Source organism: Paenibacillus sp. UNC496MF (genome assembly GCF_900113915.1).
Taxonomy (GTDB): domain Bacteria; phylum Bacillota; class Bacilli; order Paenibacillales; family Paenibacillaceae; genus Paenibacillus_Z; species Paenibacillus_Z artemisiicola.
This window is the reverse complement of record NZ_FORE01000017.1, coordinates 150,912-173,604: the sequence shown is the minus strand read 5'-3', so window position 1 is coordinate 173,604 and position 22,693 is coordinate 150,912. Positions and strand designations below refer to the sequence as shown.

Here is a 22,693-nt window from a genome sequence, read left to right as displayed (position 1 = left end):
TTCCGACAAGCCGCCGCATGGCGGCTTTTTTGCGTTGAACGCATGAGCGCGAAAGCCCGCATGCGCTCGGAGGCCGGCCAATCGCCTTGCCGGGGACGGGACGAATGCCGGAAGTCGTCGCCGGACGGCGACATTCATTGCCGAGGATTCAATTTTATTAGGATTTTACGGGCGGCATGAAGGTGTACGCGCGGGAAACATGGAAATGACTACTCATGCTCGCATTCGCTCCAGGAACTCGCGAACCGACGCTTAAGACGCTAGCAGGAGGGATTCGAGGTTATGGCACGGCAACCCGCCGATACCGGTCAGGCTGATGCTTTCAATATACCGTCCAAGTATTGGGATATCTTCAACGAATCACCCGGAGGCGTATCCATCGCGACCGATCCGCTCTGCAAGAAAATCCTGCATAACCGGAAAGCCTCCCGGATGCTGCGGGTATCGTCGGGCGGAGACTTTTTCCATTCATCCGTCCATCCCCCGAAGGTAACCGTGTACCGGAACCGGACCGAGCTGTCGGCCGGCGAAATGCCGATGCAGCGTTCGGGCCGCCGGAAGGCGGACGTGCTCGACGAGGTGCTGGAATTCGTCCGGGAGGACGGCCACCGCATGATCTCGGTCTGGAACACGGCGCCGATCCTGAACGGCGAAGGCGACGCGCTCGGCGTGCTCGCGGTTTCGGAGGACATCACGGACTTCGTGCTTCAGGAACGCCGGATGCAGGCGGACAAAGAGTTCTTCGAGAATCTGGCCGCGGAACGGAAAGAAGAGCAGGCCAAGCTGCGGATCGAGCTGGAACGGCTCGACCGGCTGAACCTGATCGGGACGCTTGACGGCGCCAAGCCCGGCGCGGCGCCTGCTTAAGCCGCCGACCTGGATTCGGTCATAAAATAGACGAGCGCGAGGAACGGCAGCAGAGCGCCGATCCAAGCGGCCGCCGTCCAGCCGCCGTGGGCGTACGTCCATCCGCCGAGGAACGATCCCGCGGCGCCTCCGAGGAAGAAGATCGCCATGAACAGGCCGTTCAGCCTGCCGCGCGTTTCATTGCCCAATGCATAGATCGCCCGCTGTCCGATCACCAAATTGCCGGAGACGGCCATATCGAGCGCGATGGCGGCGAGCAGCAGCAGCGCGAGCGACGCGTGCGACCGGCCGTGAACGAGGGCGGCCGCCGCGAAAGACAGGACGGCGGTCGCGATCGCGCCGAGCGTCAGCGCCCGGGAACGGCCGCGATCCGCCAATCGTCCCGCGATCGGGGCCGCCGCGGCGCCCGCCACGCCGACGAGCGCGAAGAGCGCGATGCCTTGCTGGGACAGGCCGTATTCGTCCGCGAGCCGCAGGGGCACCGTCGTCCAGAACAGGCTGAACGCCCCGAACAGGCTGGCCTGGTAGAACGCGCGGCGCCGCAGCGGCGGCGTGCCGCGGAACAGCGCGAGGAGCGAAGCCGTCAGCTGCCCGTAGCGCAGGCTTTTCGCCGGCCGCCGTTCGGGCAGCAGACGCGCCAGCACGACGGCGAGCAGCGCCATCAGCCCGGCCGACAGGGCGAAGATTGCCTGCCAGCCCCAGAGGCCGGCGATCAGGCTCGCGGCGGGCCGGGCCAGCATGATGCCGAGCAGCAGGCCGCTCATGACGTTGCCGACCGCGCGGCCCCGCTGCTCCTCCGCGGACAGATAAGCGGCGAAGGGCACCAGAATTTGCGCGACGACGGCTCCGAGCCCGGTCGCGAGCGATGCCGCCAGAAACAGGAACGAACCGGCGGCCAAGGACGCCGCGGCCAGCGCGACGACGAGGAACCCGAGCAGCGAGACGATCAGCCGGCGATTCGGGAGCATGTCGCTGAGCGGCACGACGAAGAGCAGGCCGACGACATAACCGATCTGCGTAATGGTTACAATAAGCCCCGCGGCTCCGGGCGGCATGCCGAGCGCTTCGCCGATCGGACCGACAAGCGTTTGCGAATAATAGAGGTTCGCCGCGACCATGCCGCATGCCGCCGCCAGCAGAACCGTCAAGGCGGCGGATAGCCGGTTTTCGTGTCCGCGGCGCAAGGGTTTCGTATTCTTCATGCGTGCTCATCCTTTCTTTTCCGCGACTCAATTACTGAACGAGGCGTTTAGATATTGAATGAGATAAATATATACTGTACGTATCGTTTTGTAAATAGGCGAGCGTTCTTTATCGCGCCGTCGAAAATGTTTATACTAAGGGATGGACATTATTCGGCTAAAGGAGGGACGCGCAATGACGGAGACGAAGCGAGGGCGGCCGCGGAATCGGGCCGCCCAAAAGGCGATCCTGCTCGCCTCCTACGAGCTCCTGCTGCAGGAAGGCTTCAAGAACGTCACGGTCGAGAAGATCGCGGAGCGGGCCGGCGTGAGCAAAGCGACCATCTACAAGTGGTGGCCCAATAAAGCGGCGGTGGTCATGGACGGCTTTCTGGATGCGGCCGCGCAGCGAATGCCCGTGCCGAATACCGGCAGCGTGCTCGAGGACGTGCGTCTTCACGCGGCGAATTTATGCCGCTTCATGGTCAGCCCGGAAGGAGCGATCATCGCCGCGCTGATCGGCGAGGCGCAGGTCGACGCGGTGTTGGCCGAAGCGATCCGGTCGCGGTATATCCGTCCGCGCCGGGAGGAGGCGGCCGCGATCATCCGGCGCGGCGCGGACCGGGGAGAGCTGGGGGAGGGGCTGGATCCGGCGCTCGGCGTGGACGTCGTCTACGGCCCGCTCTTCTACCGGCTGCTCGTCACGGGGGAGCCGCTCGACGAATCGGCAGTCGCTCGGCTTGTCGAAGCCGCATTCGGCGGCCTTGCCGCGCTCGGCCGTTCGGACAAGTCCGGAAGGTAAGCGACCCGGCGTTCAGGCGCCAAGACCCGCAAGCATGATCTACATACGAGAGATTCGGAGGCATGGCACATGAACGGGTTACGAAGAGGCGCGCTTGTCCACGTCCTGCTGCTCGGCGCTTTGCTGGCTACCGCCTGCGGCGGGACGGCTCCGGCCGCGAAGCGGGCGCCGGCGAACGCGGCGGACAACGCCGCGGCGAAGCTGCCGCCCGTCGAGCTGACCGTCGCCTGCCTGAACGTCGGCACGACGAAGGATTTGGGGAAGGTGCAGGAAGCGCTGAACTGGATGCTCCGGACGAAAATCAACGCCACGGTCAAGCTCGTGCCGGTGGACGCGGCTGACTACGCCCAGAAAATGAACATCCTCATTACCGGCGGGGACAGCCTGGATCTCATGATTACGGGAGATTGGCTCGATTACTACGAGCAAGCGTCGCGGGGGCAGCTGCTGCCGCTGGAGGACCTGCTGGCCCGCTATGCCCCGGACGTGCCGAAGGCCGTCCCGGCGGACATCCGCGAGGCGACGGAGGCAAACGGCAAGCAGTACGCCGTGCCGAGCATCCGCGATTGGGCGGCGGATTACGGGTACATGATGCGCAAGGATCTCGCGGACAAGTACCGCATCGACCTCTCGAAGGCGAAGAGCTTCGCGGCGCTGACGCCGATCTTCGAAACGATCGTGAAGGGCGAGCGGATGCCCGCCGTGGCGTCGGAGAAGGCGGGGGCGACGATCTACGACGGGATGGCGCCGGTCGATTTCGATTCGCTCGGCGATTACAACGGCGTGCTGCCGCGCAACGAAGGCGGCAAGGTCGTGGATATGTACGAGACGGAAGCGTACAAGCGGTCGCTCGCGCTGATCCGGAAATGGTATCTTTTGGGGGCCGTTCCGCATCGGCTGTCCACGAACAAGAGCAGCCCCGAGGTGCTGATCAAGACCGGCGTCGCGGCCGGCCAAATGGCGCGCATGAAGCCGGGCTACGAGGACAAGGAGGGTCGCGCCGTCGGACAAGCGATGGTCGCGGCGCATCTGTCGCCGGCGATCGCGACGACTTCCACGGTGGCGAACATCATGTGGAGCATTCCGGTCGTCGCCCGCAATCCCGAGCGGGCCGCCATGCTTCTCGAGCTGCTGTACACCGACGCCGACGTGCTGAACCTGCTGTCGTACGGCATCCAGGGCGTCCATTACGCGGAGAAGGCGGGGAACGTCGTCGGCTTCCCGGCCGGGGTGACGGCGGCGAACGCCGCGTACAACCCGACGTGGAGCTGGATGTGGGGCAACCAATTCTTGACGAAAGCGTTCGAGCCGGACGCCGCGGACATCTGGGAACGGCAGAAGGCGTTCAACGACGCGGCGGTGAAGTCGTCCGCCTTCGGCTTTAATTTCAATCTCGAGCCCGTCCGGACGGCGTACGCGGCCGTCGAAGCCGTCAAAGCCCGCTACGTCAACGGGCTGGAGAACGGCGTGCTCGATCCCGGCCAATACTTGCCGCAGTTCGTCGCCGAGCTGAAGTCGGTCGGCATGGACGCCATCGTCGCGGAGAAGCAGAAGCAGCTGGACGCCTGGCTCGCGGCGCGCGGCAAGTAGCGCGAAGCGAACGGCGCGCAGCCGGTCGGTGCCGGCAAGCGGACGCGGCCGGGCGTACCGGGGCGTAGGCGGCGCGCCAAACCGGTACGGCACCGCGCCGGCCCGGCCGCGCCCGGCCGATCGGGCGCGCGCTTATAAAGGCGCGGACAGCGCGGACTGTCCGATCCGCGCAAGCGGCATCGTTTGCAGCAGCGCGGCGGCGGCCTGCGCGACCAGCACGTCGTTGTCGCCCGAGCTGCCGCTGACGCCGATCGCGCCCAGCAGCTCGCCGTTCTTGACGAGCGGCACGCCGCCCTTCAGGATGACGATGCGGCCTTGGTTGGTCGTGTTGATGCCGAATTGCGGACCGTTCGGCACGGCCGTCTCGCTTAGCGCGGCCGTCGGCGTCTGCATGGCCAGCGCCGTCCACGCCTTGTCGACGGCGATCTGTATGCCGCCGATCCGCGCCCCGTCCATGCGATGGAACGCGAGCAGATTGCCGCCGTCGTCCACGATCGCGATATTTTCGAGAATGCCGAGCTCCTTCGCCTTGCGCTCCGCTTCGTTCAGCATCCGTTTCGCCACTTCCAGCGTCAGTTTCACCGGTGGCACGCTCCTTCTCTCACGGCTTGATAGGCATTGACCCTACAATGTATGATCGGGTTCCCCGTTGGTGAATGCGCGCGCGTGACGTCCTCCTAACGAACGGCCCGGCGGAGCGTCGAATCCGAATGCGATTGCGCGCGGCCGGCCCTCCGCGTCTCCCCATTGACAGCGCTCCGGGCGGCGTGTGACAATTGAACCAGGATTCAACATCCATACTCGAAACGGGTGGGGCGCGATGAACATGAAGCGAAAGCTTGATCCGGGACAATCGCATAGCCCTTGCAAAAAGGGACCGCGCGGAAGCGAAAAGCTTCCGCGCGGTCCCTTTCTTATGTTAAAGCAAGAAAGGGGATTTCCGGGACATGCGGACGATCGAACATCAGGAGAGGGGTGCCGGCATGAGGACGATTAGCGTGGACGGTCAAGGATTGACCCCGGAAGCGGTCGCGGCGGTCGCCGCCGGCAGCGGGAAGGCCGCGCTCGGCCGCGAAGCGGATGCGCGCGTGCGCGAGAGCAGGCAAATGGTGGAGGAGCTGGTCGCCGCAGGCGAAATCGCGTACGGCGTAAGCACGGGGTTCGGCAAATTCAGCGACGTGCATATATCTAGTCAAGATACGGCGCGGCTGCAAATCAATCTGATCCGCAGCCATGCGTGCGCCGTCGGGAATCCGCTGCCGGCGGATACCGTGCGGGCGGTCATGCTGCTGCGCGCGAACGCGCTGGCGAAGGGCTTCTCCGGCATCCGCCCGGAGACGCTGCGGCTGCTGATCGACTGCCTCAACCATGACGTGCTGCCGGTCGTGCCCGAGCAGGGCTCGCTCGGCGCGAGCGGCGATCTGGCGCCGCTGTCGCATGTCGCGCTCGTGCTCATGGGCGAAGGCGAAGCCTTCTGCCGGGGCGAACGGCTGCCGGGCGCGGCGGCGCTGGCGAAGGCGGGGCTGCGGCCGATCGCCCTGCAGGCGAAGGAGGGGCTGGCGCTCATCAACGGCACGCAGATCATGACGGCCGTCGGCACGCTGACCTACGTCAAGGCGCTGCGCCTCGCGCGGATCGCGGATGCCATCGCGGCGCTGACGTTGGAAGGCTTGCGCGGGATCCCGGACGCGTTCGCGGAGGAAGTGCAGCTCGCGCGGCCGTATCCCGAGCAGATCGGCGTGGCGCGCAATCTTCGCGCGCTGCTGCGGGGCAGCGCCTTGACCACGCGGCAGGGCGAGCTTCGCGTCCAGGACGCCTACTCGCTCCGCTGCCTGCCGCAGGTGCACGGCGCGACCCGCCAAGCGCTCGATTACGCGCGCGACAAGCTGAGCATCGAGATCAACGCCGCGACGGACAATCCGCTCCTGTTCCTCGCGGAGGGGAAGGTCGTCTCCGGGGGCAATTTCCACGGGCAGCCGATCGCCTTTGCCATGGACCTGCTCAAGATCGGGATGAGCGAGCTCGCGAACATCGCCGAGCGCCGCACCGAGCGGCTTGTCAACCCGGCGTTGTCCGGCGGGCTGCCCGCCTTCCTGAGCCGCGATCCCGGCCTTGGATCGGGGCTCATGATCACCCAGTACGTCAGCGCCTCGCTCGTCTCGGAGAACAAGGTGCTCGCGCATCCCGCGAGCGTCGACTCGATTCCGTCGTCGGCGAATCAGGAGGACCACGTCTCCATGGGCACCACCTCCGCCCGGCACGCGGCGCAGGTCGTCGCCAACGCGGCGAAGGTGCTGGCGGTGGAGCTGATCTGCGCGGCCGAAGCCGCCGAGCTGCGCGGCGCGGACGGATTGGCGCCCGCGACCCGCGCGCTCTACGACCGGCTGCGCGGTGCCGTGAAGCCGGTGACGGAAGACCGCTCGCTCACCGGCGAGATCGAACGCGTCTCGGCCGCGCTGCTGGCCGGCGAATGGCTGGGCGCGGTGGAGGCCGTCGCCGGGCCGCTCTATTAACGCTTCACCGATTACGTTCAGGGAGGATACCGCTATGACGGAGCTTCACGGCAACGGTTCGCATCGCCTCGTCCGCGCCCCGCGCGGAACGGATAGGTCCTGCAAGGGGTGGGGGCAGGAAGCCGCCCTCCGCATGCTGATGAACAACCTCGACCCCGAGGTCGCCGAGCGGCCGGAGGAGCTGGTCGTCTACGGCGGCACCGGCAAAGCCGCGCGCAGCTGGCCCGCGTTCGACGCCATCGTGCGCGAGCTGCGGCGGCTCGAGAACGACGAGACGCTGCTGATCCAATCCGGCAAGCCGGTCGGCGTCTTCCGGACGCACGAGCGCGCGCCGCGCGTGCTGCTGGCGAATTCCGTGCTCGTGCCGAAATGGGCGACGTGGGAGCATTTCCGCGAGCTGGAACGCAAGGGATTGACGATGTACGGCCAAATGACCGCCGGCAGCTGGATCTACATCGGGACGCAAGGGATTTTGCAGGGCACGTACGAAACGTTCGCGGAAGCCGCCCGCCGGCATAACGGCGGCACGCTGCGGGGCACGCTGACGCTGACGGCGGGCCTCGGGGGCATGGGCGGCGCGCAGCCGCTCGCGGTCACGATGAACGACGGCGTCGTCATCGCCGTCGAGGCCGACCGCGCCCGCATCGAGCGCCGCATCCAGACGCGGTATTGCGACGCGCTGGCGGAGTCGCTGGACGAGGCGCTGGCGCTGGCGGGCGAAGCGGCCGCGGCGGGCCGGCCGCTCGCCGTCGGCCTGCTCGGGAACGCGGCGGAGATCTATCCGGAGCTGGCGCGGCGCGGCGCGAAGCCGGACTTCGTGACGGACCAAACGTCCGCGCACGATCCGCTGAACGGGTACATCCCGGCCGGCTTCGCGCCGGACGAAGCGGCCGAGCTGCGGGCGAGCGACCCGGACCGGTACGTCCGCCTCGCGAAAGCCGGCATGGCGGCCCAGGTGCGGGCGATACTCGATTTCCGGAAGGCCGGCAGCGTCGTGTTCGACTACGGCAACAACATCCGCCAAGCGGCCTTCGACGAGGGCGTAACGGACGCGTTCGACATCCCTGGCTTCGTGCCGGCGTACATCCGGCCGCTCTTCTGCGAAGGAAAGGGGCCGTTCCGCTGGGCGGCGCTGTCCGGCGACCCGGACGACATCCGCAAGACCGACGAGCTCGTCGTCTCGCTCTTCCGGAGAACGGCCGGCTTCGCCGCTGGATCGAGATGGCGCGCGAGCGCGTCGCGTTCCAGGGGCTGCCGGCGCGCATTTGCTGGCTGGGCTACGGCGAGCGAGAGCGCTTCGGCCTCGCGCTGAACGACCTGGTGAAGCGCGGCGAGCTGCGCGCGCCCGTCGTCATCGGCCGCGACCACCTGGACTGCGGCTCCGTGGCCTCGCCGAACCGGGAGACGGAAGCGATGAAGGACGGCTCCGACGCGGTCGGCGACTGGGCGATCCTGAACGCGCTCGTCAACGCCTCGGCCGGCGCCTCGTGGGTATCCGTCCACCATGGCGGCGGCGTCGGCATGGGCTATTCGCTGCACGCGGGCATGGTCGTCGTCGCGGACGGGACCGACGATGCGGCCGACCGGCTGCGCCGCGTGCTGACGACGGACCCGGGCATGGGCATCATCCGCCACGCCGACGCGGGCTACGACGAAGCCATCGAGAGCGCGGGGGAGCACGGCGTCCGGATTCCGATGCGGGACTAAGCGAACGGGAAGCCGGCGACGCAAGCGAACAATCGAGAATCGGAGGTTACGCGCATGGAACGGATCGACCTGCTGTTGAAGGGGATCGGCCTGCTGGTTACCCCGCCCGGCAGCGCGCCGCGCCGCGGGAGCGAGATGCGGGCGCTGCGCGAGATTCCGGACGCCGCGATCGCCGTCCGGAACGGACGGATCGCGCTGTTCGGCGGCGAATCGGAGGTGCTGGGCCGCCTGCGGGGCGCCGAAGTCGCGGATACGCTGGACGCCGGAGGACGCCTGGTCGCGCCCGGCCTCGTCGATCCGCACACGCATCTCGTGCACGGCGGCTCGCGGGAGCACGAGCTTGCGCTGAAGCGCGCCGGCGTGCCGTATTTGACCATTCTGGCGCAGGGCGGCGGCATTCTGAGCACGGTGCGGGCGACGCGGGCGGCGAGCGAGGAGGAGTTGTTCCGGCGGGCGTACCGCAGCCTCGACAACATGCTGCTGCAGGGCGTCACGACGGCGGAAGCGAAGAGCGGCTACGGCCTGTCGCAGGAGGAAGAGCTGAAGCAGCTGCGCGCGGCGAAACGGCTGAACGACGCCCATCCCGTCGACGTCGCGTCCACGTTCATGGGCGCGCACGCCGTTCCGCCCGAGCATCGGGACCGGCCGGACGCGTACGTCGAGCTGGTCTGCGCCATGATCGCCGAAGCCGCGAAGGAAGGGCTCGCGGAATTCTGCGACGTGTTCTGCGAGCAGGGCGTCTTCACCGTCGGACAGTCCCGGCGCATCCTGCTGGAGGGCCGGAAGCACGGCTTGACGCCCAAGATCCACGCCGACGAAATCGAATCGCTGGGCGGCGCCGAATTGGCCGCGGAAGTCGGCGCGGTCTCCGCGGACCACCTGCTGGCGGCTTCGGACGAAGGGCTGCGCGCGCTCGCCGCCGCGGGCGTCGTCCCCGTGCTGCTGCCCGGCACGTCGTTCAACCTCGGGCTGAACCGGCATGCCCGCGCGCGGGCGATGATCGACGATTACGCGCTGCCGGTCGCGCTGGCGACGGACTTCAATCCCGGCTCGTGCCCGACCGATTCGATCCAGCTGATCATGACGCTGGCTTCGCTGAACCTGCGCATGACGCCGGAGGAGATTCTGACGGCGTGCACGCTCAACGCGGCGAACGCGATCGGCCGCGGGGCGGACATCGGCTCGATCGAAGTCGGCAAGCGCGCGGACCTGACGCTGTTCGACGCGCCGAATCTCGCCTACCTGCCGTACCGCTTCGGGATCAATCACGCGTCCGGCGTCATCAAGAACGGCCGCGCCGCCGTCTGGGACGGCCGGCTCGCCGGGCCGCGCGCCGACAAGGAGGAGACGAACGGATGACGGAGGAAATCCCGTATTTGGCCGCGCCCGAGCTGGCGGCGTTCAAGGACCGAATGGAGACGAAGGTCGCGCACTGGATCCGCCGATGGGACGGCAGGGAGCCGCTGCGGGCGGGGATCGTCGGCGTGCCGCTCTCGAAGCCGTCGCTGTCGGTCTCCGGCGCGTCGGCCGCGCCGGCGGCGGTCCGGGCGGCCTTCAAGTCGTTCACGACGTATTCCCTGGACTACGGCGTGGATCTGCAGGACATGGCCGTCCGCGATCTCGGCGACATCCGGATGCACGCGACGGACATGGCGGAATGCCGCCGGCGCATCGAGGCGAGCCTGCGCGCGCTCTATGCCGCGCAGCCGGGCATCGTGCCCGTCGTGATCGGCGGCGACCATTCCATTAGTCTCCCGTCGGTCGCCGCGTTCGCCGGCCGGTACCCGGGCAAGCGGATCGGGATCGTCCACTTCGACGCGCATCACGACGTGCGCAATTTCGAGGACGGCGGCGTCACGAACGGCACGCCGTTCCGCGGCATCCTGGAGTCGGGGCTCGCCGAAGGCCGCAACGTCGCGCAGATCGGCATCCGCGGGTTCATGAACGCGAAGCCCTACCACGATTACGTGCTGGAGAAGGGCGTCGCCGTCTTCTCCGCGCGGGACGTGCGGCGCGCGGGCATCGGGCCGGCGCTGGATCAAGCGCTCGCGATCGCTTGCGACGGGACGGAGGCCGTCTACGTCAGCTTCGACGTCGACGTCATCGATCAGGCGTACGCGCCAGGCTGCCCGGCCGTCGGGACGGGCGGTCTGGACCCGTGGGACGCGATGGACGCGCTGCACCGGCTGGGGGCCAGCCCGCAGGTGGCCGGCATCGATTTCGTCTGCATGGATCCGACGGTCGACGTCCGCAACGTCACGTCGCGGCTCGCGGTTCAATTCATGCTGAGCTTCCTGGCGGGCTTGGCCGTCCGTTCGCTTCCGGATCCGCGGGTCTGACCCGCGCGGCGGGCCGGGGCGCCCCGGAAGACGAATCCCCCCTCCGGCCGCGGTTCGTCTCCGGCGCGGCGCCGGCCCTTTTCCGGAATCGCTTACAGCCGATCCGAAACCAAACGCGCTCCCGAACGTATGGAACGGGGAATACGCGAAGGAGGCGATTACGGATGAATTGCCCGGTTTGCAACGACTCCCGGATGCGGGAAGTGGAAAAGAACGGCATTCTGATCGACGTGTGCCCGAGCTGCAAGGGCGTATGGCTGGATCGCGGAGAGCTGGACAAGCTGATGGGCGACGTCCGCGAAGCGCGGGACGCCTACAACCAATGGCATTACCGCGACGACGACGACGATGACGACGACGACCGCCGCCGGGCGCCCGGCGGCTATCCGCCGCCGGCTTCCGGCCAGCAGCAAGGCTACGGCAATCCGAATTACGGCCAAGGCTACGACAAGCACGGCGGCTACGGCTCCCCTCGCAAGAAGAAGAAAAAATCCGTCCTGGACGTGTTCGGCGACCTGTTCGATTGACCGGAGCCGGCGAACACGGCTCCTGCGGTTCGTATCGCAGGATCGCGCGATCGCCCCGGTCCGACCGTAATCCGAACCGAAACCGAAACCAAAAAGCTGCCCGCGGCAATCCGTTGCCGGTCCGGGCAGCTTTTATTTTGCGTAAGCGGCGGCGTCATTCGGCGGGAAGGAAGATCAGGCAGAGCTGATTCAGAATGTCTTCCGGCGCGTAACCGCGCTCGTCCCGCTGGAACAGATAGGCGTCGCGGGTCAGGGCGGTCAGCAGAATATCGGCCTTGAAGACGCTGTCGGGCCGGGGACCCGGACGGTCGTCGGCCGCGGCCAGCTCGTCGAACAAGCCGGCGAATTGGCGGTGCAGCTCCTCGTAGACGGGGCTTTGCGAGCGCGGTCTCGTCCGGCCGGGCGCGCCGCCGTCCTCGACGCCGGTCAGCAGCTGCGCCTTCTTCTCGCGGAACCGGAGGAACAGGGCGATCACCTTTCGCAAACGGCGGCCGGGCGCCTCCTGCCGGTTCGCCTCCAAGTAGGCGTCGATATCGTCGAACAAGAGGACCAGCTGGTCCTTGATGAGATCGAGGCACAGCTCGCTCTTGTTGCGGTAGCGGCGATAGAGCGTGCCGGGGCCGATCTGCGCCTCCTGGGCGATCTGGTTCATGCTGACCTGCCCGACGCCCTGCAGCTCGAAGAGCTTCTGCGCCGCGTTCAGGATCCGCTGGCGGTTCTCGGCGGCGTCGCGGCGTTCGGCCCGGGCCGGGTTCGGATTCGGGCTCGGGTTGTCCTGCGCGTCGTTCATGCGGCTTCACGTCCTTTGGTTGGGAGGAGCATCGTCTCTCGTTGACAAACGGAGAGGTCTCCGTTTACTATTAAGTGGAGAGGTCTCCGTTTAGGACGATCATACCATGAAAGAAGGAGCGTGCACAACGCATGACACTACCGTTATCGACAACCGCTTTGCTCGTGATGGATTTGCAGAACGGCATCGTATCGCGATTCGCGGACAAGGAGGAGCTGCTCCATCCGTTCCGGCAGGCCGTCGAAGCCGCGCGGGCGAAGGAAATTCCGGTCATCTACGTCCGGGTCGCGTTCCGCGAAGGGTATGCCGAGATCAGCCCGCGGAACAAGAGCTTCTCGGCGCTGGCAGGTTACGGCGGCATGAGCGAGACGGACGAGGCGACGCAGATTCATGCCTTCGTCAAGCCGCTGCCGCACGAGCCGGTCGTGACGAAGCGGCGCGTCAGCGCGTTCGCGGGCAGCGATCTCGACGTCCTGCTCCGCGCGCGCGGCATCGACACGCTCGTGCTGACCGGCATCTCGACGAGCGGCGTCGTGCTGTCGACGCTGCGGGAAGCGGCGGACAAGGACTTCGCCGTCAAGGTGCTGGCGGACGCTTGCCTCGACCAGGATCCCGAGGTGCATGGCGTGCTGACCGAGAAAGTATTCCCGCGCCAGGCGGACGTGATGACCGTCGGCGCCTGGATCGACGCGCTGGGTTGATCGTTCGCGTTCGCTATCATCCTGACTAGCAAAGAAGGCGCATGGCAATGCCGATTTGGAAAAGAAATCTGTTCGTGTGCTGGTTCGGCATGTTCGTCACGGGCGTGGGCATGAGTCAGCTCGCGCCGGTGCTGCCGCTCTACATCAAGCATCTCGGCGTCGACGATCCGGACGCGATCGCGCAATATTCCGGCCTCGCGTTCGGCGTCACGTTCGTGATTTCCGCGGTCTTCTCGCCGATCTGGGGACTCGCCGCGGACAAATACGGACGAAAGCCGATGCTGCTGCGGGCGAGCCTCGGCATGGCGATCGTCGTGTTCTGCATGGGGTTCGCGCACAACGTCTACGAGCTCGTCGGGCTGCGGCTGCTGCAGGGCGTCATTACCGGCTACGGCACGGCCTGCACCACCCTGATCGCGACGCAGACGGACAAGGAGCATTCCGGCTGGGCGCTCGGGACGCTGTCCACGGCCAACGTCTCGGGCTCGCTGCTCGGGCCGACGATCGGCGGCTTCATCGGGGAAAATTTCGGGCTGGAGAACGTATTCTACATTACCGGCGGCTTCATGATGGTCGCGTTCGTCACGACGCTGCTGTTCGTGAAGGAAACCTTCGTTCGCACAAGCAAGAAGGCGCAGAGCATTCGCGAGGCGTGGCGCGCCGTCCCGGAGAAGAGCTTGACGCTTACGCTGTTCGCGACGTTCTTCGTCCTGACCGTGGCGCTCTATTCCGTGGAGCCGATCCTGACCGTGTACGTGAACCATCTGTCCGGCGGGGGCAGCCACGTCGCCTTGATCGCCGGCGTCACGTTCTCGGCTTCGGGACTGGCCAACATCATCGCCGCGCCGCGGCTCGGCAAGCTGTCCGACAAGGTCGGCGCGCATAAAGTCATTTTGTTCGCCTTGGCGGCGGCCGGCCTCCTCTTCATCCCGCAGGCGTTCGCGACGAGCCCGTGGCAGCTCATGGCGCTCCGGTTCTTGTTCGGTCTGGCGTCCGCCGGTCTGGCGCCGTCGGTGAACGTCCTCGTCAAGAAAATCACGCCGCCGTCGCTGACGGGCCGCGTGTTCGGCTTCAACATGTCCGCGATGTACCTCGGCGCGTTCGGCGGCGCGGTGCTCGGCGGGCAGGCCGCGGCATGGTTCGGCATCCGGTACGTGTTCTTCCTCACGAGCGCGCTGCTGCTCGCGAATGCCGTCTGGGTGTACGTGAAGGCGTATCGAAAACTGCAGCGGGTGCCGTCGGCGTGACGGCAGCCGAACGACCGGCCCGGGCTCGCCCGCGGCCGGTTTTTTTGGCTGCGTACCCTTTCGCGGGCCCCGCCGCGCGGGTCCTTCCGCCGGCGCGATTCCAAGCTGCCTAGGACCAACGTACCGAAAAACGTTTCGTCTTGCGAAGGTTTGTGTATGACGAAGGTAGAGAAAGCAGCATGAATTTGGGGGAAGAGGCATGGAATCGGATCATGAACCGAATGTAGGAGCGCAGCAACCGTCGAAGCAACAGCCGAGCTTGGATAAACGATCGAAGAAGAAGACTTCGCATCGAAAACGGAGATTTCCGTGGCGCGCGGCCTTGATCGCGGTCATCGGCGGCGGGGTGCTGCTTGCCGCGGGCGGATGGACGGCGTTTCGCGTGCTGGTGGCCGGGCAGGATATCGCCCTGCTGGAGAAGCCGCTGCCGGCGCCGACGATCATTTACGACGATAGCGGGAAGGAGGCGACCCGCATCGCGCTTGGTACGATCGAGCCCGTGGATTACGCCGATCTGCCGAAGCAGCTGATCGACGCGGTGGTCGCGGTGGAAGACAAGCGGTTTTTCGATCACGGCGGCACGGACGTCTGGGGCATCGGCCGCGCGCTCGCGGTCAATCTGACGAGTGGCAAGACCGTGCAGGGCGGCAGCACGATCACCCAGCAGCTGGCCAAAAACGTCTTCCTGTCGCAGGAACGGACGTGGACGCGCAAATGGAAGGAAGTGCTGCTGGCGCAAAAGATCGAGGAGCATTACGACAAGCAGCAGATTATGGACATGTACTTGAATCAAATTTATTTCGGCGAAGGGGCTTGGGGCATCAAGCGGGCGGCGGACGTTTATTTCGGCAAGCCGGTCAAGGAGCTGACGCTGTCCGAGTCGGCCCTGCTCGCGGGCATCATCCGCGCGCCTTCCGCGCTGACGCCGTTCAAGCATCCCGAGGCGGCCAAAGAGCGCCGCGACACGGCGCTGCGGCTGATGAAGGACCAAGGCAAGATCGATGCGCCGGCATATGCCGCGGCGATCCGGGCGCCGATCAAGCTCCGGACGTCCGAGTCCCGCACCGACGAGGCGATGAAGTACCCGTATTACGTCGACGCGCTGATTCGCGAGGCGTCCTCGCAGTACGGCTTGTCGGAAAACGACGTGCTGCACGGCGGCCTGCGGATCTACACGACGCTGGACACGAAGATGCAGGAAGCGGCCGAGCGGGTGTACGCCGACGATTCGGCCTTCCCCGCGAGTTCGGCGGATCGAATGATCCAAAGCGGGGCGGCGCTCGTCGATCCGCGCGACGGGGGCATCAAGGCGCTCGTGGGCGGCCGGGGCAAGCAGCCGTTCCGCGGCTTTAACCGCGCGGTGCAGCTGAAGCGCCAGCCCGGGTCCGCGATGAAGCCGATCGCGGTTTATACGCCGGCGTTCGAGCAAGGCTATACGCCGGAGGACCGGCTGATGGACGAACCGGTCGATTTCGGCGGCTATCGGCCCAAGAACGCCGGAGGCGGCTATCACGGCGAGGTGTCCATCTACGACGCGATCGTCAATTCCTACAACATCCCCGCCGTCGAGCTGCTGAACGAGATGGGCATCGATGCCGGCATGGACGCGGCGAAGCGGTTCGGCATCCCGCTGACGGACGCCGACCGCACGCTCGGCCTGGCGCTCGGCGGCCTGCAGGAGGGCGTGTCGCCGCTGCAGATGGCCGAGGCGTTCGGCGTCTTCGCGAACGACGGGACGCGGATGCCGGCCCACGCGATCGCCCGCATCGATTCCGCCGACGGCGCGGTCGTGGCCGAAGCGCCCGCGCCCGCGGACGCCGGCATCCGCGTGACGGAACCCGAGGTCGCCCGGACGATGACGTCCGTGCTGCAGGGCGTCGTCCGGGAAGGCACCGGCGAGCTGGCCTCGCTCGGCGACCGGCCGGTCGCGGGCAAGACGGGGACGACGGAGATGCCGGGCACCGGCGGGAACGGGATCAAGGACAATTGGTTCGTCGGCTACACGCCGCAGCTCGTCGGAGCGGTTTGGCTCGGGTACGATCATACGGACGCGAGCCATTATTTGACGACGACGTCGAAGGCGGCCGCCGCGGTGTTTCAGAAGCTGATGGGCGCGGCGCTGGATGGCGCGCCGGTCATGGACTTTCCGGCGCCGCCGGCTTCGTCCGAACCGGGGAAGAAGCATGACGAGCCGGGCAAGAACGAGGACGACGATAAGCCGGGAAAAGGGCATGGGAAAGGGCCCGAGGACGACAAACCGAAACCGCCCAAGAAGGACGACCGCGACAAGCCGGACGGCCCGAAGCACGGCCGGGACCACGACAAAGGCAAAGGACATCGCGGGGAAGACGATTGACACGCGCCTTAAGGCGAAGACCGCGGGTAAGCTCGGTTCTGGACCGGGTCCGGGGCCGGAACGGGGTGTTCCCCGCTCATGTAGGTGATGGGAGCCCTCTCTTGTGCTAGAAAGGAGCGTTTCCAGTTCAAGTTGGAGCTGGGATTAGCCCTTCTTGGGTTAGATCAGGGCGTTTCCTCGCCCATTCAATCGCCTTCAGCTATTCATTTCGCCGCGCGCGAGCGACCGCTCCGCGCGGTTTTTGCATGCCGCCGCATTCGGGGACGGGCGGGGATCCCCCGGGATGTGGTACGATGGTTGCGCGAATAAACCGGTCCGGGAGGTGGCAGCCTTGACGCTGCAGCAATTGAAATACGTGATCGAGGTGGCGGCGCGCGGCTCCATCAACGAGGCGGCCAAGCGGCTGTTCATCTCGCAGCCCAGCCTGTCGAACGCGATCCGCGAATTGGAGGAGGAGATGGGCATCTCCGTCTTCGAGCGTTCGAACAAGGGCATCTCGCTGTCCAAGGAAGGCGCGGAGTTTCTCGGCTACGCCCGCCAGGTGGTCGAGCAGGCGGAGCTGCTGGAGAGCCGCTACCGGAACGCCAAGCCGTCGCCGCAGCATTTCTCGGTGTCCACGCAGCATTACGCGTTCGCGGTGAACGCCTTCGTCAGCCTCGTCCGGGAGCACGGGCAGGAGGAGTACGAGCTGGCGCTGCGCGAGACGAGGACGCACGAGATCATCGAGGACGTCAAGACGATGCGCTCGGAGATCGGGATCCTGTACGTGAACGAATTCAACGGCAAAGTGATCCGGAAGCTGCTCCACGAAGCGGGGCTGCAGTTCACGAGCCTGTTCACGGCGCGGCCGCATATTTTCATCAGCGTGCACAACCCGCTCGCGAAGCAGCCGATCGTCACGATCGAGGAGCTGCAGCAGTACCCGTACCTGTCGTTCGACCAAGGCGAATTCAACTCGTTCCACTTCGCGGAGGAAATTCTCAGCACGCTGGAGCATAAGAAAAGCATCCGCGTCCACGACCGCGCGACGCTCTTCAACCTGCTGATCGGCCTGAACGGCTACACGATTTCGACGGGCGTGCTGAGCTCCGACCTGAACGGGAACGAAATCATTCCCGTGCCGCTCGACTGCGAGGAGACGATCAACGTCGGCTGGATCAGCCACCGCAGCATGACGCTGTCGAAGCTCGGGGCGGACTACGTCGAGGCGCTCAAGGCCGCGATCGGAGCCGTCTGAGCGGTTCGGTATAGCTTTTGACTATGGCTGGCAATAGATATTAGGCGTTACGCTATAGCCATTCCGGCATGCTATCTTTCTTGTAACGAAAAGCGGCGGCGGCCGACAGGACCGCCGGGCGCGCGAAAGGGAGAGGTCAGGATGGCGAGAAGCAGCGTGTTGGGGTATCCACGGATCGGAGCCGACCGGGAATGGAAGAAGGCGCTGGAGGCGTATTGGGCCGGCAAGCTCGGAGAGGCGGAGCTGCACGAGGAGCTGCGCGGCATCCGGCTGGAGCATTTGCGGAAGCAGCGGGAGGCGGGCATCGACCTGATTCCCGTGAACGATTTCAGCTATTACGACCAGGTGCTGGATACGGCCGCGATGTTCGGCATCGTGCCGGCGCGGTTCGGCCATGCGGGCGGCCCGGTGCCGCTCGCGGTCTACTACGGGATGGCCCGGGGCACGGCGGACGCGACCGCCTGCGAAATGACGAAGTGGTTCAACACCAACTACCACTACATCGTGCCGGAGCTCGGCGGGACGGAACCGGCGCTCGTGGACAATAAGCCGCTGGCCGCGTACCGCGAGGCGAAGGAAGCGCTCGGCATCGAAGGCAAGCCGGTGCTCGTCGGGCCGCTGACGTTCCTGAAGCTGTCCAAGGGCTACGCGCCAAGCGAAACGGATGCCTGGCTGGACCGGCTGCTGCCGCTGTACGCGCAGGCGCTGCAGGAGCTGGAAGCCGAAGGCGCCGAGTGGGTGCAGGTGGACGAGCCGATCGTCGTGACCGGGCTGGACGCGGACGACCGGCAGCGGCTGAAGCGCAGCTGCGACGCGCTCGCTTCCGCCGCGCCGAAGCTGAAGCTGATGCTCCAGACGTATTTCGAGTCCGCCGAGCATTACGAGCTGCTCGCCGCGCTGCCCGTGCACGGACTCGGCCTCGACTTCGTCCACGGCCGCGAAGGCAACCTGCGGGCCATCCGCGAGCACGGCTTCCCGCGGGACAAGACGCTCGGCGCCGGCGTCATCGACGGTCGCGGCATATGGCGGGCCGCCTTGAGCGATAAACTCGCGCTGCTGGAGGAGCTGGAAGCGTTCGTGCCGCAGGACCGGCTCATCGTGCAGACGTCCTGCAGCCTGCTGCACGTGCCCGTGACGGCGGCGCGCGAGACGAAGCTCGCGCCGGTGCTGAAGGACGCGCTCGCCTTCGCGGACGAGAAGCTGGCCGAGGTCGTGCAGCTCGTCTACGGCTTGAGCGGCCGCACGGAAGCGTTCGCCGGCGCTTTCGCCGCGAGCGACCGCGCCGTGGAGGCGCTGCGCGCGTCGGCCGACCGTAACCGGACGGACGTGCAGCGGGCCGCGGCGCGCATCGCCGAGGAGCCGGCGGCTCGCAAGGCGCCGTTCGCCGAGCGCCGTTTGCGGCAGCAGGACCACTGGCGCCTGCCGGTCCTGCCGACGACGACGATCGGCAGCTTCCCGCAGTCGGCCGAGGTGCGCAAGGCGCGCCAAGCGTGGCGGCGCGGCGAATGGGACGGCGCGCGGTACGAGTCGTTCATCGACGCGCAGATCGATCGGTGGATCGGGCTGCAGGAGGAGATCGGCCTGGACGTCCTCGTCCACGGCGAATTCGAACGGACGGACATGGTCGAGTTTTTCGGCGAGAAGCTGGCGGGCTTCGCGTTCACGGCGAACGGCTGGGTGCAGTCCTACGGCTCCCGCTGCGTCAAGCCCCCGGTCATTTTCGGCGACGTCGCCTTCGTCGCGCCGATGACGGTCCGCGAGACCCGTTACGCGCAGTCGAAGACGGCCAAGCCCGTGAAGGGCATGCTGACGGGGCCGATCACGATCCTGAACTGGTCGTTCGCGCGGGAGGATCTGACGCGCGAGGCGATCGCGTACCAGATCGCGTACGCGCTGCGCCGGGAAGTGGAGGCGCTGGAGGCGGCCGGCATCGGCATGATTCAAGTCGACGAGCCGGCGGTCCGGGAAGGGCTGCCGCTCAAACCGGCCCAGCAGGCGGACTACCTCGCCTGGGCGGTCAAGGCGTTCCGGGCGACGACGTGCACGGTCGCGGACACGACGCAAATCCATACCCATATGTGCTACTGCGAGTTCCACGACATGATTCCGTCGATCGAAGCGATGGACGCCGACGTCATCTCGATCGAAACGTCGCGCAGCCACGGCGAGCTGATCGAGAGCTTCGAGCACCACACGTACCCGCTCGGCATCGGGCTCGGCGTGTACGACATCCACAGCCCGCGGGTGCCGTCCGCGGAGGAGATGACGGCGATGATCGGCCGCGCGCTCCGCGTGCTGGACCCGAACCTCTTCTGGATCAACCCGGACTGCGGCCTCAAGACGCGCGGCCTGCCGGAGACGGTCGCTTCGCTGCGCAACATGGTGGAGGCGACGGAGCGGGCGCGGGCGAGCCTCGCGGCGCATGTTTAAGCTTCCCGCCATTCAGGCGGTATAATGGAATTATAGATCGACGGGACACCCCCGCTTCGCGCCGCTGCGAAGCGGGGGTGTTTGCGTGCGCGGCAATTCGGCAGGATACCGGACCGGGGCGAGGAGCGGAGAACGGTTATTGACACCCTTTGTATATAGATAATATTATATATATATTATAAAAAACCTATATCGAAAGCAGGTGCCCATCATTTCTACTCTTCGCCCTCCTGCAGTGCCGCTAGTTACCGTGGATCCTTATTTCAGCGTTTGGTCGAACGCCGACCGTCTGACCGACGATTTCACCCGCCACTGGACGGGCCAGCGCCAGGCCATGACCGGCCTGCTGCGGATCGACGGCACCGTCTGGCGCTTCGCCGGCAAGGTCCAGGCCAACGCCAACCGGTATTACACGGAGCCGCCGGCCATGGAGCAGACCGGCCTGACCGTATCTCCGCTCAGCACCGTCTATACGTTCGAAGCCGGCGGCGTGGCCCTGACGGTCCGCTTTACGACGCCGCTGCTGCTCGAAGACCTGGACATTCTGTCCCGTCCGGCATCCTACGTCTCGTTCGAGGCGAAGTCGACGGACGGCCGCGGTCACGAGACCGCGCTTTATTTCGACGTGACCGGCGAGTGGTGCGTCGATCATCCGACGCAGGCCGTGACCGGCAAACAGACGGCGGAAGGCGGGCTTGAGGTGCTGCGGCTGTCGCACGAGCGGCAAGAATACCTGAACCGCTCCGGGGACGACCACCGGATCGATTGGGGGCATTTCTATCTGGCGGCGGAAACGTCCGAGCGGTTGACCGCGTTCATCGGCTCCGCGGAGATGCGCAAGGCGTTCGTCCGCGGCGAGAGCCTGCGGCCGTACGGCGATCCCGAGACGCCGCGCAGCGTCGGAGAGGCGCAGCCGGCGATGGCTTTCGTGCACGAGTTCGGCGAGGTCGCCGACGTCCCCGCCGGCACGAAGTTCGTGCTCGCGTACGACGACGTGTACGCGATCGAATACTTCGGCGCCCGGCTGGAAGCGTACTGGAAGCGCGGCGGCTTGACCGTTCCGGCGCTGCTCGCCTCGGCGTTCGCGGAGCACGGCGCGCTTTCGGCGCGCTGCGACGCCTTCGACGCGCGGCTGCTGGCCGACGCCGAGGCGGCCGGCGGCGAGAAGTACGCCGACCTGCTGGCGCTGTCGTACCGCCAGGCCATCGCGGCCCACAAGCTGGTCACGGATAACGACGGCGGCCTGCTGTTCCTGTCCAAGGAATGCTACAGCAACGGCTGCATGGCGACGGTGGACGTCAGCTATCCGTCCGTGCCGCTGTTCCTGCTATACAATTCGTCGCTCGTCGAGGCGATGATCCGGCCGATCCTGTGCTACGCGCAGAGCGACGCGTGGCCGTTCGACTTCGCGCCGCACGATATCGGCCAATATCCGCTCGGCAACGGCCAGGTATACAGCGACAACGCGCTCGAGGGCCAAATGCCGGTCGAGGAATGCGGCAACATGCTGACCATGGCGGCGGCTTATTGCCTCGCCGGCGGCAGCCCGGAGTACATCCTCGGCCATATGCCGCTCTGGACGCAGTGGGCGGGCTATCTGATCGAGCACGGGCTGGACCCGGCCAACCAGCTGTGCACGGACGATTTTGCCGGGCATCTCGCGCGCAACGCGAACCTGTCCGTCAAAGCCGTCATGGGCGTGGCGAGCTTCGCGCTGCTCAAGGGCATCGAGGGCGACGCGGAAGCGAAGGCGAGCTACCTGCGGACGGCGAAAGCCATGGCCGATCAATGGCGCGCCCTCGCGGACGACGGAGACCATACGAAGCTCGCGTTCGGCCAGGACGGCACGTGGAGCCTGAAGTACAATCTCATCTGGGACGTCCTGTTCGGAACGGACCTGTTCGGGGCGGACACCTTCCGCAAGGAGACGGCCTGGTATCTGTCGCGCCGGAACCGGTACGGCACGCCGCTCGACAGCCGGGCGTCGTACACCAAGTCCGACTGGGTCGTCTGGTCGGCGTCGTTCGCGGAGGACCGCGAGGATTTCATCGCGCTCGTCGAGCCGGTATGGACGATGCTGAACGAATCGCCGGACCGCGTGCCGTTCTCGGACTGGACGGACACGTTGACGGCGCGCCAGCTGAACTTCCAGCACCGCAGCGTCGTCGGCGGCATCTTCATGAAGCTGCTGAAGGACAAAGGGCTGCTGCTCGGCGGCGCCGTCCCGCAAGGACAGGAGACGGCCGGTTGATTCGGTTGCCCGCAAGCGATTCTCGACCTGCCGGCGGGCCGTTCGAGCGGCTCGCGGCACGCATTCTCGTCATCTCGCGATTTTGCGTCTCTATCAGCTGTTCGCGATCTTGATTAGGAGAAAGAAGCCGCGCAAAACGCGGCTTCTTTCTGCTT

At 66.4% G+C, this 22,693-nt stretch carries 16 protein-coding genes and 2 pseudogenes; 15 read left to right on the top strand and 3 right to left on the bottom strand.

The window, feature by feature from the left end:
• The first annotated feature begins 282 nt into the window (after window positions 1–282).
• Window positions 283–867, top strand: coding sequence for a hypothetical protein (locus BMZ79_RS27975; RefSeq protein ID WP_090646932.1), 585 nt, complete (start codon window positions 283–285; stop codon window positions 865–867).
• Here BMZ79_RS27975 and BMZ79_RS27970 read toward each other — a convergent pair.
• Window positions 864–2,069 carry an MFS transporter gene (locus BMZ79_RS27970; RefSeq protein ID WP_090646929.1) on the bottom strand — a complete coding sequence of 402 codons (1,206 nt, stop codon included), beginning with the start codon at window positions 2,067–2,069 and terminating at the stop codon, window positions 864–866. The genes BMZ79_RS27975 and BMZ79_RS27970 overlap by 4 nt on opposite strands.
• A gap of 175 nt (window positions 2,070–2,244) precedes the next feature.
• Between BMZ79_RS27970 and BMZ79_RS27965 the strand changes: the two genes are divergently transcribed.
• Window positions 2,245–2,850 carry a TetR/AcrR family transcriptional regulator gene (locus BMZ79_RS27965; RefSeq protein ID WP_090646926.1) on the top strand — a complete coding sequence of 202 codons (606 nt, stop codon included), beginning with the start codon at window positions 2,245–2,247 and terminating at the stop codon, window positions 2,848–2,850.
• Window positions 2,851–2,919: 69 nt separating this feature from the next.
• Window positions 2,920–4,440 carry an ABC transporter substrate-binding protein gene (locus BMZ79_RS27960; RefSeq protein ID WP_090646924.1) on the top strand — a complete coding sequence of 507 codons (1,521 nt, stop codon included), beginning with the start codon at window positions 2,920–2,922 and terminating at the stop codon, window positions 4,438–4,440.
• A 132-nt stretch (window positions 4,441–4,572) separates the two neighbouring features.
• Here BMZ79_RS27960 and BMZ79_RS27955 read toward each other — a convergent pair whose 3' ends face one another.
• Window positions 4,573–5,022, bottom strand: coding sequence for a GlcG/HbpS family heme-binding protein (locus BMZ79_RS27955; protein ID WP_256253182.1), 450 nt, complete (start codon window positions 5,020–5,022; stop codon window positions 4,573–4,575).
• A 401-nt stretch (window positions 5,023–5,423) separates the two neighbouring features.
• Between BMZ79_RS27955 and hutH the strand changes: the two genes are divergently transcribed.
• From hutH to BMZ79_RS27930, 6 genes and pseudogenes are all read left to right on the top strand, one after another.
• Entirely contained in the window at window positions 5,424–6,953 is a 1,530-nt protein-coding gene (gene hutH, locus BMZ79_RS27950) for a histidine ammonia-lyase (RefSeq protein WP_090647037.1), read from the top strand.
• Window positions 6,954–6,987: 34 nt separating this feature from the next.
• Window positions 6,988–8,094 (top strand): annotated as a pseudogene (gene hutU / locus BMZ79_RS27945) (urocanate hydratase); the annotation flags it as partial.
• A pseudogene (locus BMZ79_RS35710) lies at window positions 8,086–8,660 on the top strand (hypothetical protein). The pseudogenes hutU and BMZ79_RS35710, both read left to right, overlap by 9 nt.
• Before the next feature lie 54 nt (window positions 8,661–8,714).
• Window positions 8,715–10,019 (top strand): imidazolonepropionase, encoded by a 1,305-nt coding sequence (gene hutI / locus BMZ79_RS27940; RefSeq protein WP_090646920.1) that lies wholly within the window; start codon window positions 8,715–8,717, stop codon window positions 10,017–10,019.
• The gene (gene hutG, locus BMZ79_RS27935; RefSeq protein ID WP_090646917.1) at window positions 10,016–10,999 is read left to right on the top strand and encodes a formimidoylglutamase; all 984 of its coding nucleotides are present in this window, start codon (window positions 10,016–10,018) and stop codon (window positions 10,997–10,999) included. The genes hutI and hutG overlap by 4 nt, the downstream gene beginning before the upstream one ends.
• Before the next feature lie 164 nt (window positions 11,000–11,163).
• The gene (locus BMZ79_RS27930) at window positions 11,164–11,526 is read left to right on the top strand and encodes a TFIIB-type zinc ribbon-containing protein (protein ID WP_090646915.1); all 363 of its coding nucleotides are present in this window, start codon (window positions 11,164–11,166) and stop codon (window positions 11,524–11,526) included.
• Between the two features lie 154 nt (window positions 11,527–11,680).
• On the opposite strand, the gene BMZ79_RS27925 is transcribed toward BMZ79_RS27930, so the two are convergent.
• Window positions 11,681–12,316 (bottom strand): TetR/AcrR family transcriptional regulator, encoded by a 636-nt coding sequence (locus BMZ79_RS27925; protein WP_090646911.1) that lies wholly within the window; start codon window positions 12,314–12,316, stop codon window positions 11,681–11,683.
• A gap of 131 nt (window positions 12,317–12,447) precedes the next feature.
• On the opposite strand from BMZ79_RS27925, the gene BMZ79_RS27920 reads away from it, so the two are divergent.
• From BMZ79_RS27920 to BMZ79_RS27895, 6 genes are all read left to right on the top strand, one after another.
• A complete protein-coding gene (locus tag BMZ79_RS27920; protein ID WP_090646908.1) occupies window positions 12,448–13,017 on the top strand; it encodes a cysteine hydrolase family protein in 570 nt (189 codons plus the stop codon).
• 47 nt (window positions 13,018–13,064) lie between these two features.
• On the top strand, window positions 13,065–14,264 hold the full coding sequence (locus BMZ79_RS27915; RefSeq protein ID WP_090646906.1) for a multidrug efflux MFS transporter: 1,200 nt from the start codon (window positions 13,065–13,067) through the stop codon (window positions 14,262–14,264).
• 259 nt (window positions 14,265–14,523) lie between these two features.
• The gene (locus BMZ79_RS27910) at window positions 14,524–16,620 is read left to right on the top strand and encodes a transglycosylase domain-containing protein (protein WP_256253180.1); all 2,097 of its coding nucleotides are present in this window, start codon (window positions 14,524–14,526) and stop codon (window positions 16,618–16,620) included.
• A gap of 331 nt (window positions 16,621–16,951) precedes the next feature.
• Entirely contained in the window at window positions 16,952–17,857 is a 906-nt protein-coding gene (locus BMZ79_RS27905) for a LysR family transcriptional regulator (protein ID WP_090647033.1), read from the top strand.
• Window positions 17,858–17,998: 141 nt separating this feature from the next.
• A complete protein-coding gene (gene metE / locus BMZ79_RS27900) occupies window positions 17,999–20,287 on the top strand; it encodes a 5-methyltetrahydropteroyltriglutamate--homocysteine S-methyltransferase (RefSeq protein ID WP_090646901.1) in 2,289 nt (762 codons plus the stop codon).
• Window positions 20,288–20,495: 208 nt separating this feature from the next.
• Window positions 20,496–22,538, top strand: coding sequence for a glutaminase family protein (locus BMZ79_RS27895; RefSeq protein WP_177222386.1), 2,043 nt, complete (start codon window positions 20,496–20,498; stop codon window positions 22,536–22,538).
• Window positions 22,539–22,693 lie beyond the last annotated feature (155 nt).

Bases quoted from the DNA above. Each gene is read 5' to 3' on its own strand.
- BMZ79_RS27960 (WP_090646924.1), top strand. From the start codon at position 2,920: ATGAACGGGTTACGAAGAGGCGCGCTTGTCCACGTCCTGCTGCTCGGC.
- BMZ79_RS27930 (WP_090646915.1), top strand. From the start codon at position 11,164: ATGAATTGCCCGGTTTGCAACGACTCCCGGATGCGGGAAGTGGAAAAG.
- hutH (WP_090647037.1), top strand. From the start codon at position 5,424: ATGAGGACGATTAGCGTGGACGGTCAAGGATTGACCCCGGAAGCGGTC.
- BMZ79_RS27915 (WP_090646906.1), top strand. From the start codon at position 13,065: ATGCCGATTTGGAAAAGAAATCTGTTCGTGTGCTGGTTCGGCATGTTC.
- hutG (WP_090646917.1), top strand. From the start codon at position 10,016: ATGACGGAGGAAATCCCGTATTTGGCCGCGCCCGAGCTGGCGGCGTTC.
- BMZ79_RS27920 (WP_090646908.1), top strand. From the start codon at position 12,448: ATGACACTACCGTTATCGACAACCGCTTTGCTCGTGATGGATTTGCAG.
- BMZ79_RS27975 (WP_090646932.1), top strand. From the start codon at position 283: ATGGCACGGCAACCCGCCGATACCGGTCAGGCTGATGCTTTCAATATA.
- metE (WP_090646901.1), top strand. From the start codon at position 17,999: ATGGCGAGAAGCAGCGTGTTGGGGTATCCACGGATCGGAGCCGACCGG.
- BMZ79_RS27965 (WP_090646926.1), top strand. From the start codon at position 2,245: ATGACGGAGACGAAGCGAGGGCGGCCGCGGAATCGGGCCGCCCAAAAG.
- BMZ79_RS27970 (WP_090646929.1), bottom strand. From the start codon at position 2,069: ATGAAGAATACGAAACCCTTGCGCCGCGGACACGAAAACCGGCTATCC.
- BMZ79_RS27925 (WP_090646911.1), bottom strand. From the start codon at position 12,316: ATGAACGACGCGCAGGACAACCCGAGCCCGAATCCGAACCCGGCCCGG.
- hutI (WP_090646920.1), top strand. From the start codon at position 8,715: ATGGAACGGATCGACCTGCTGTTGAAGGGGATCGGCCTGCTGGTTACC.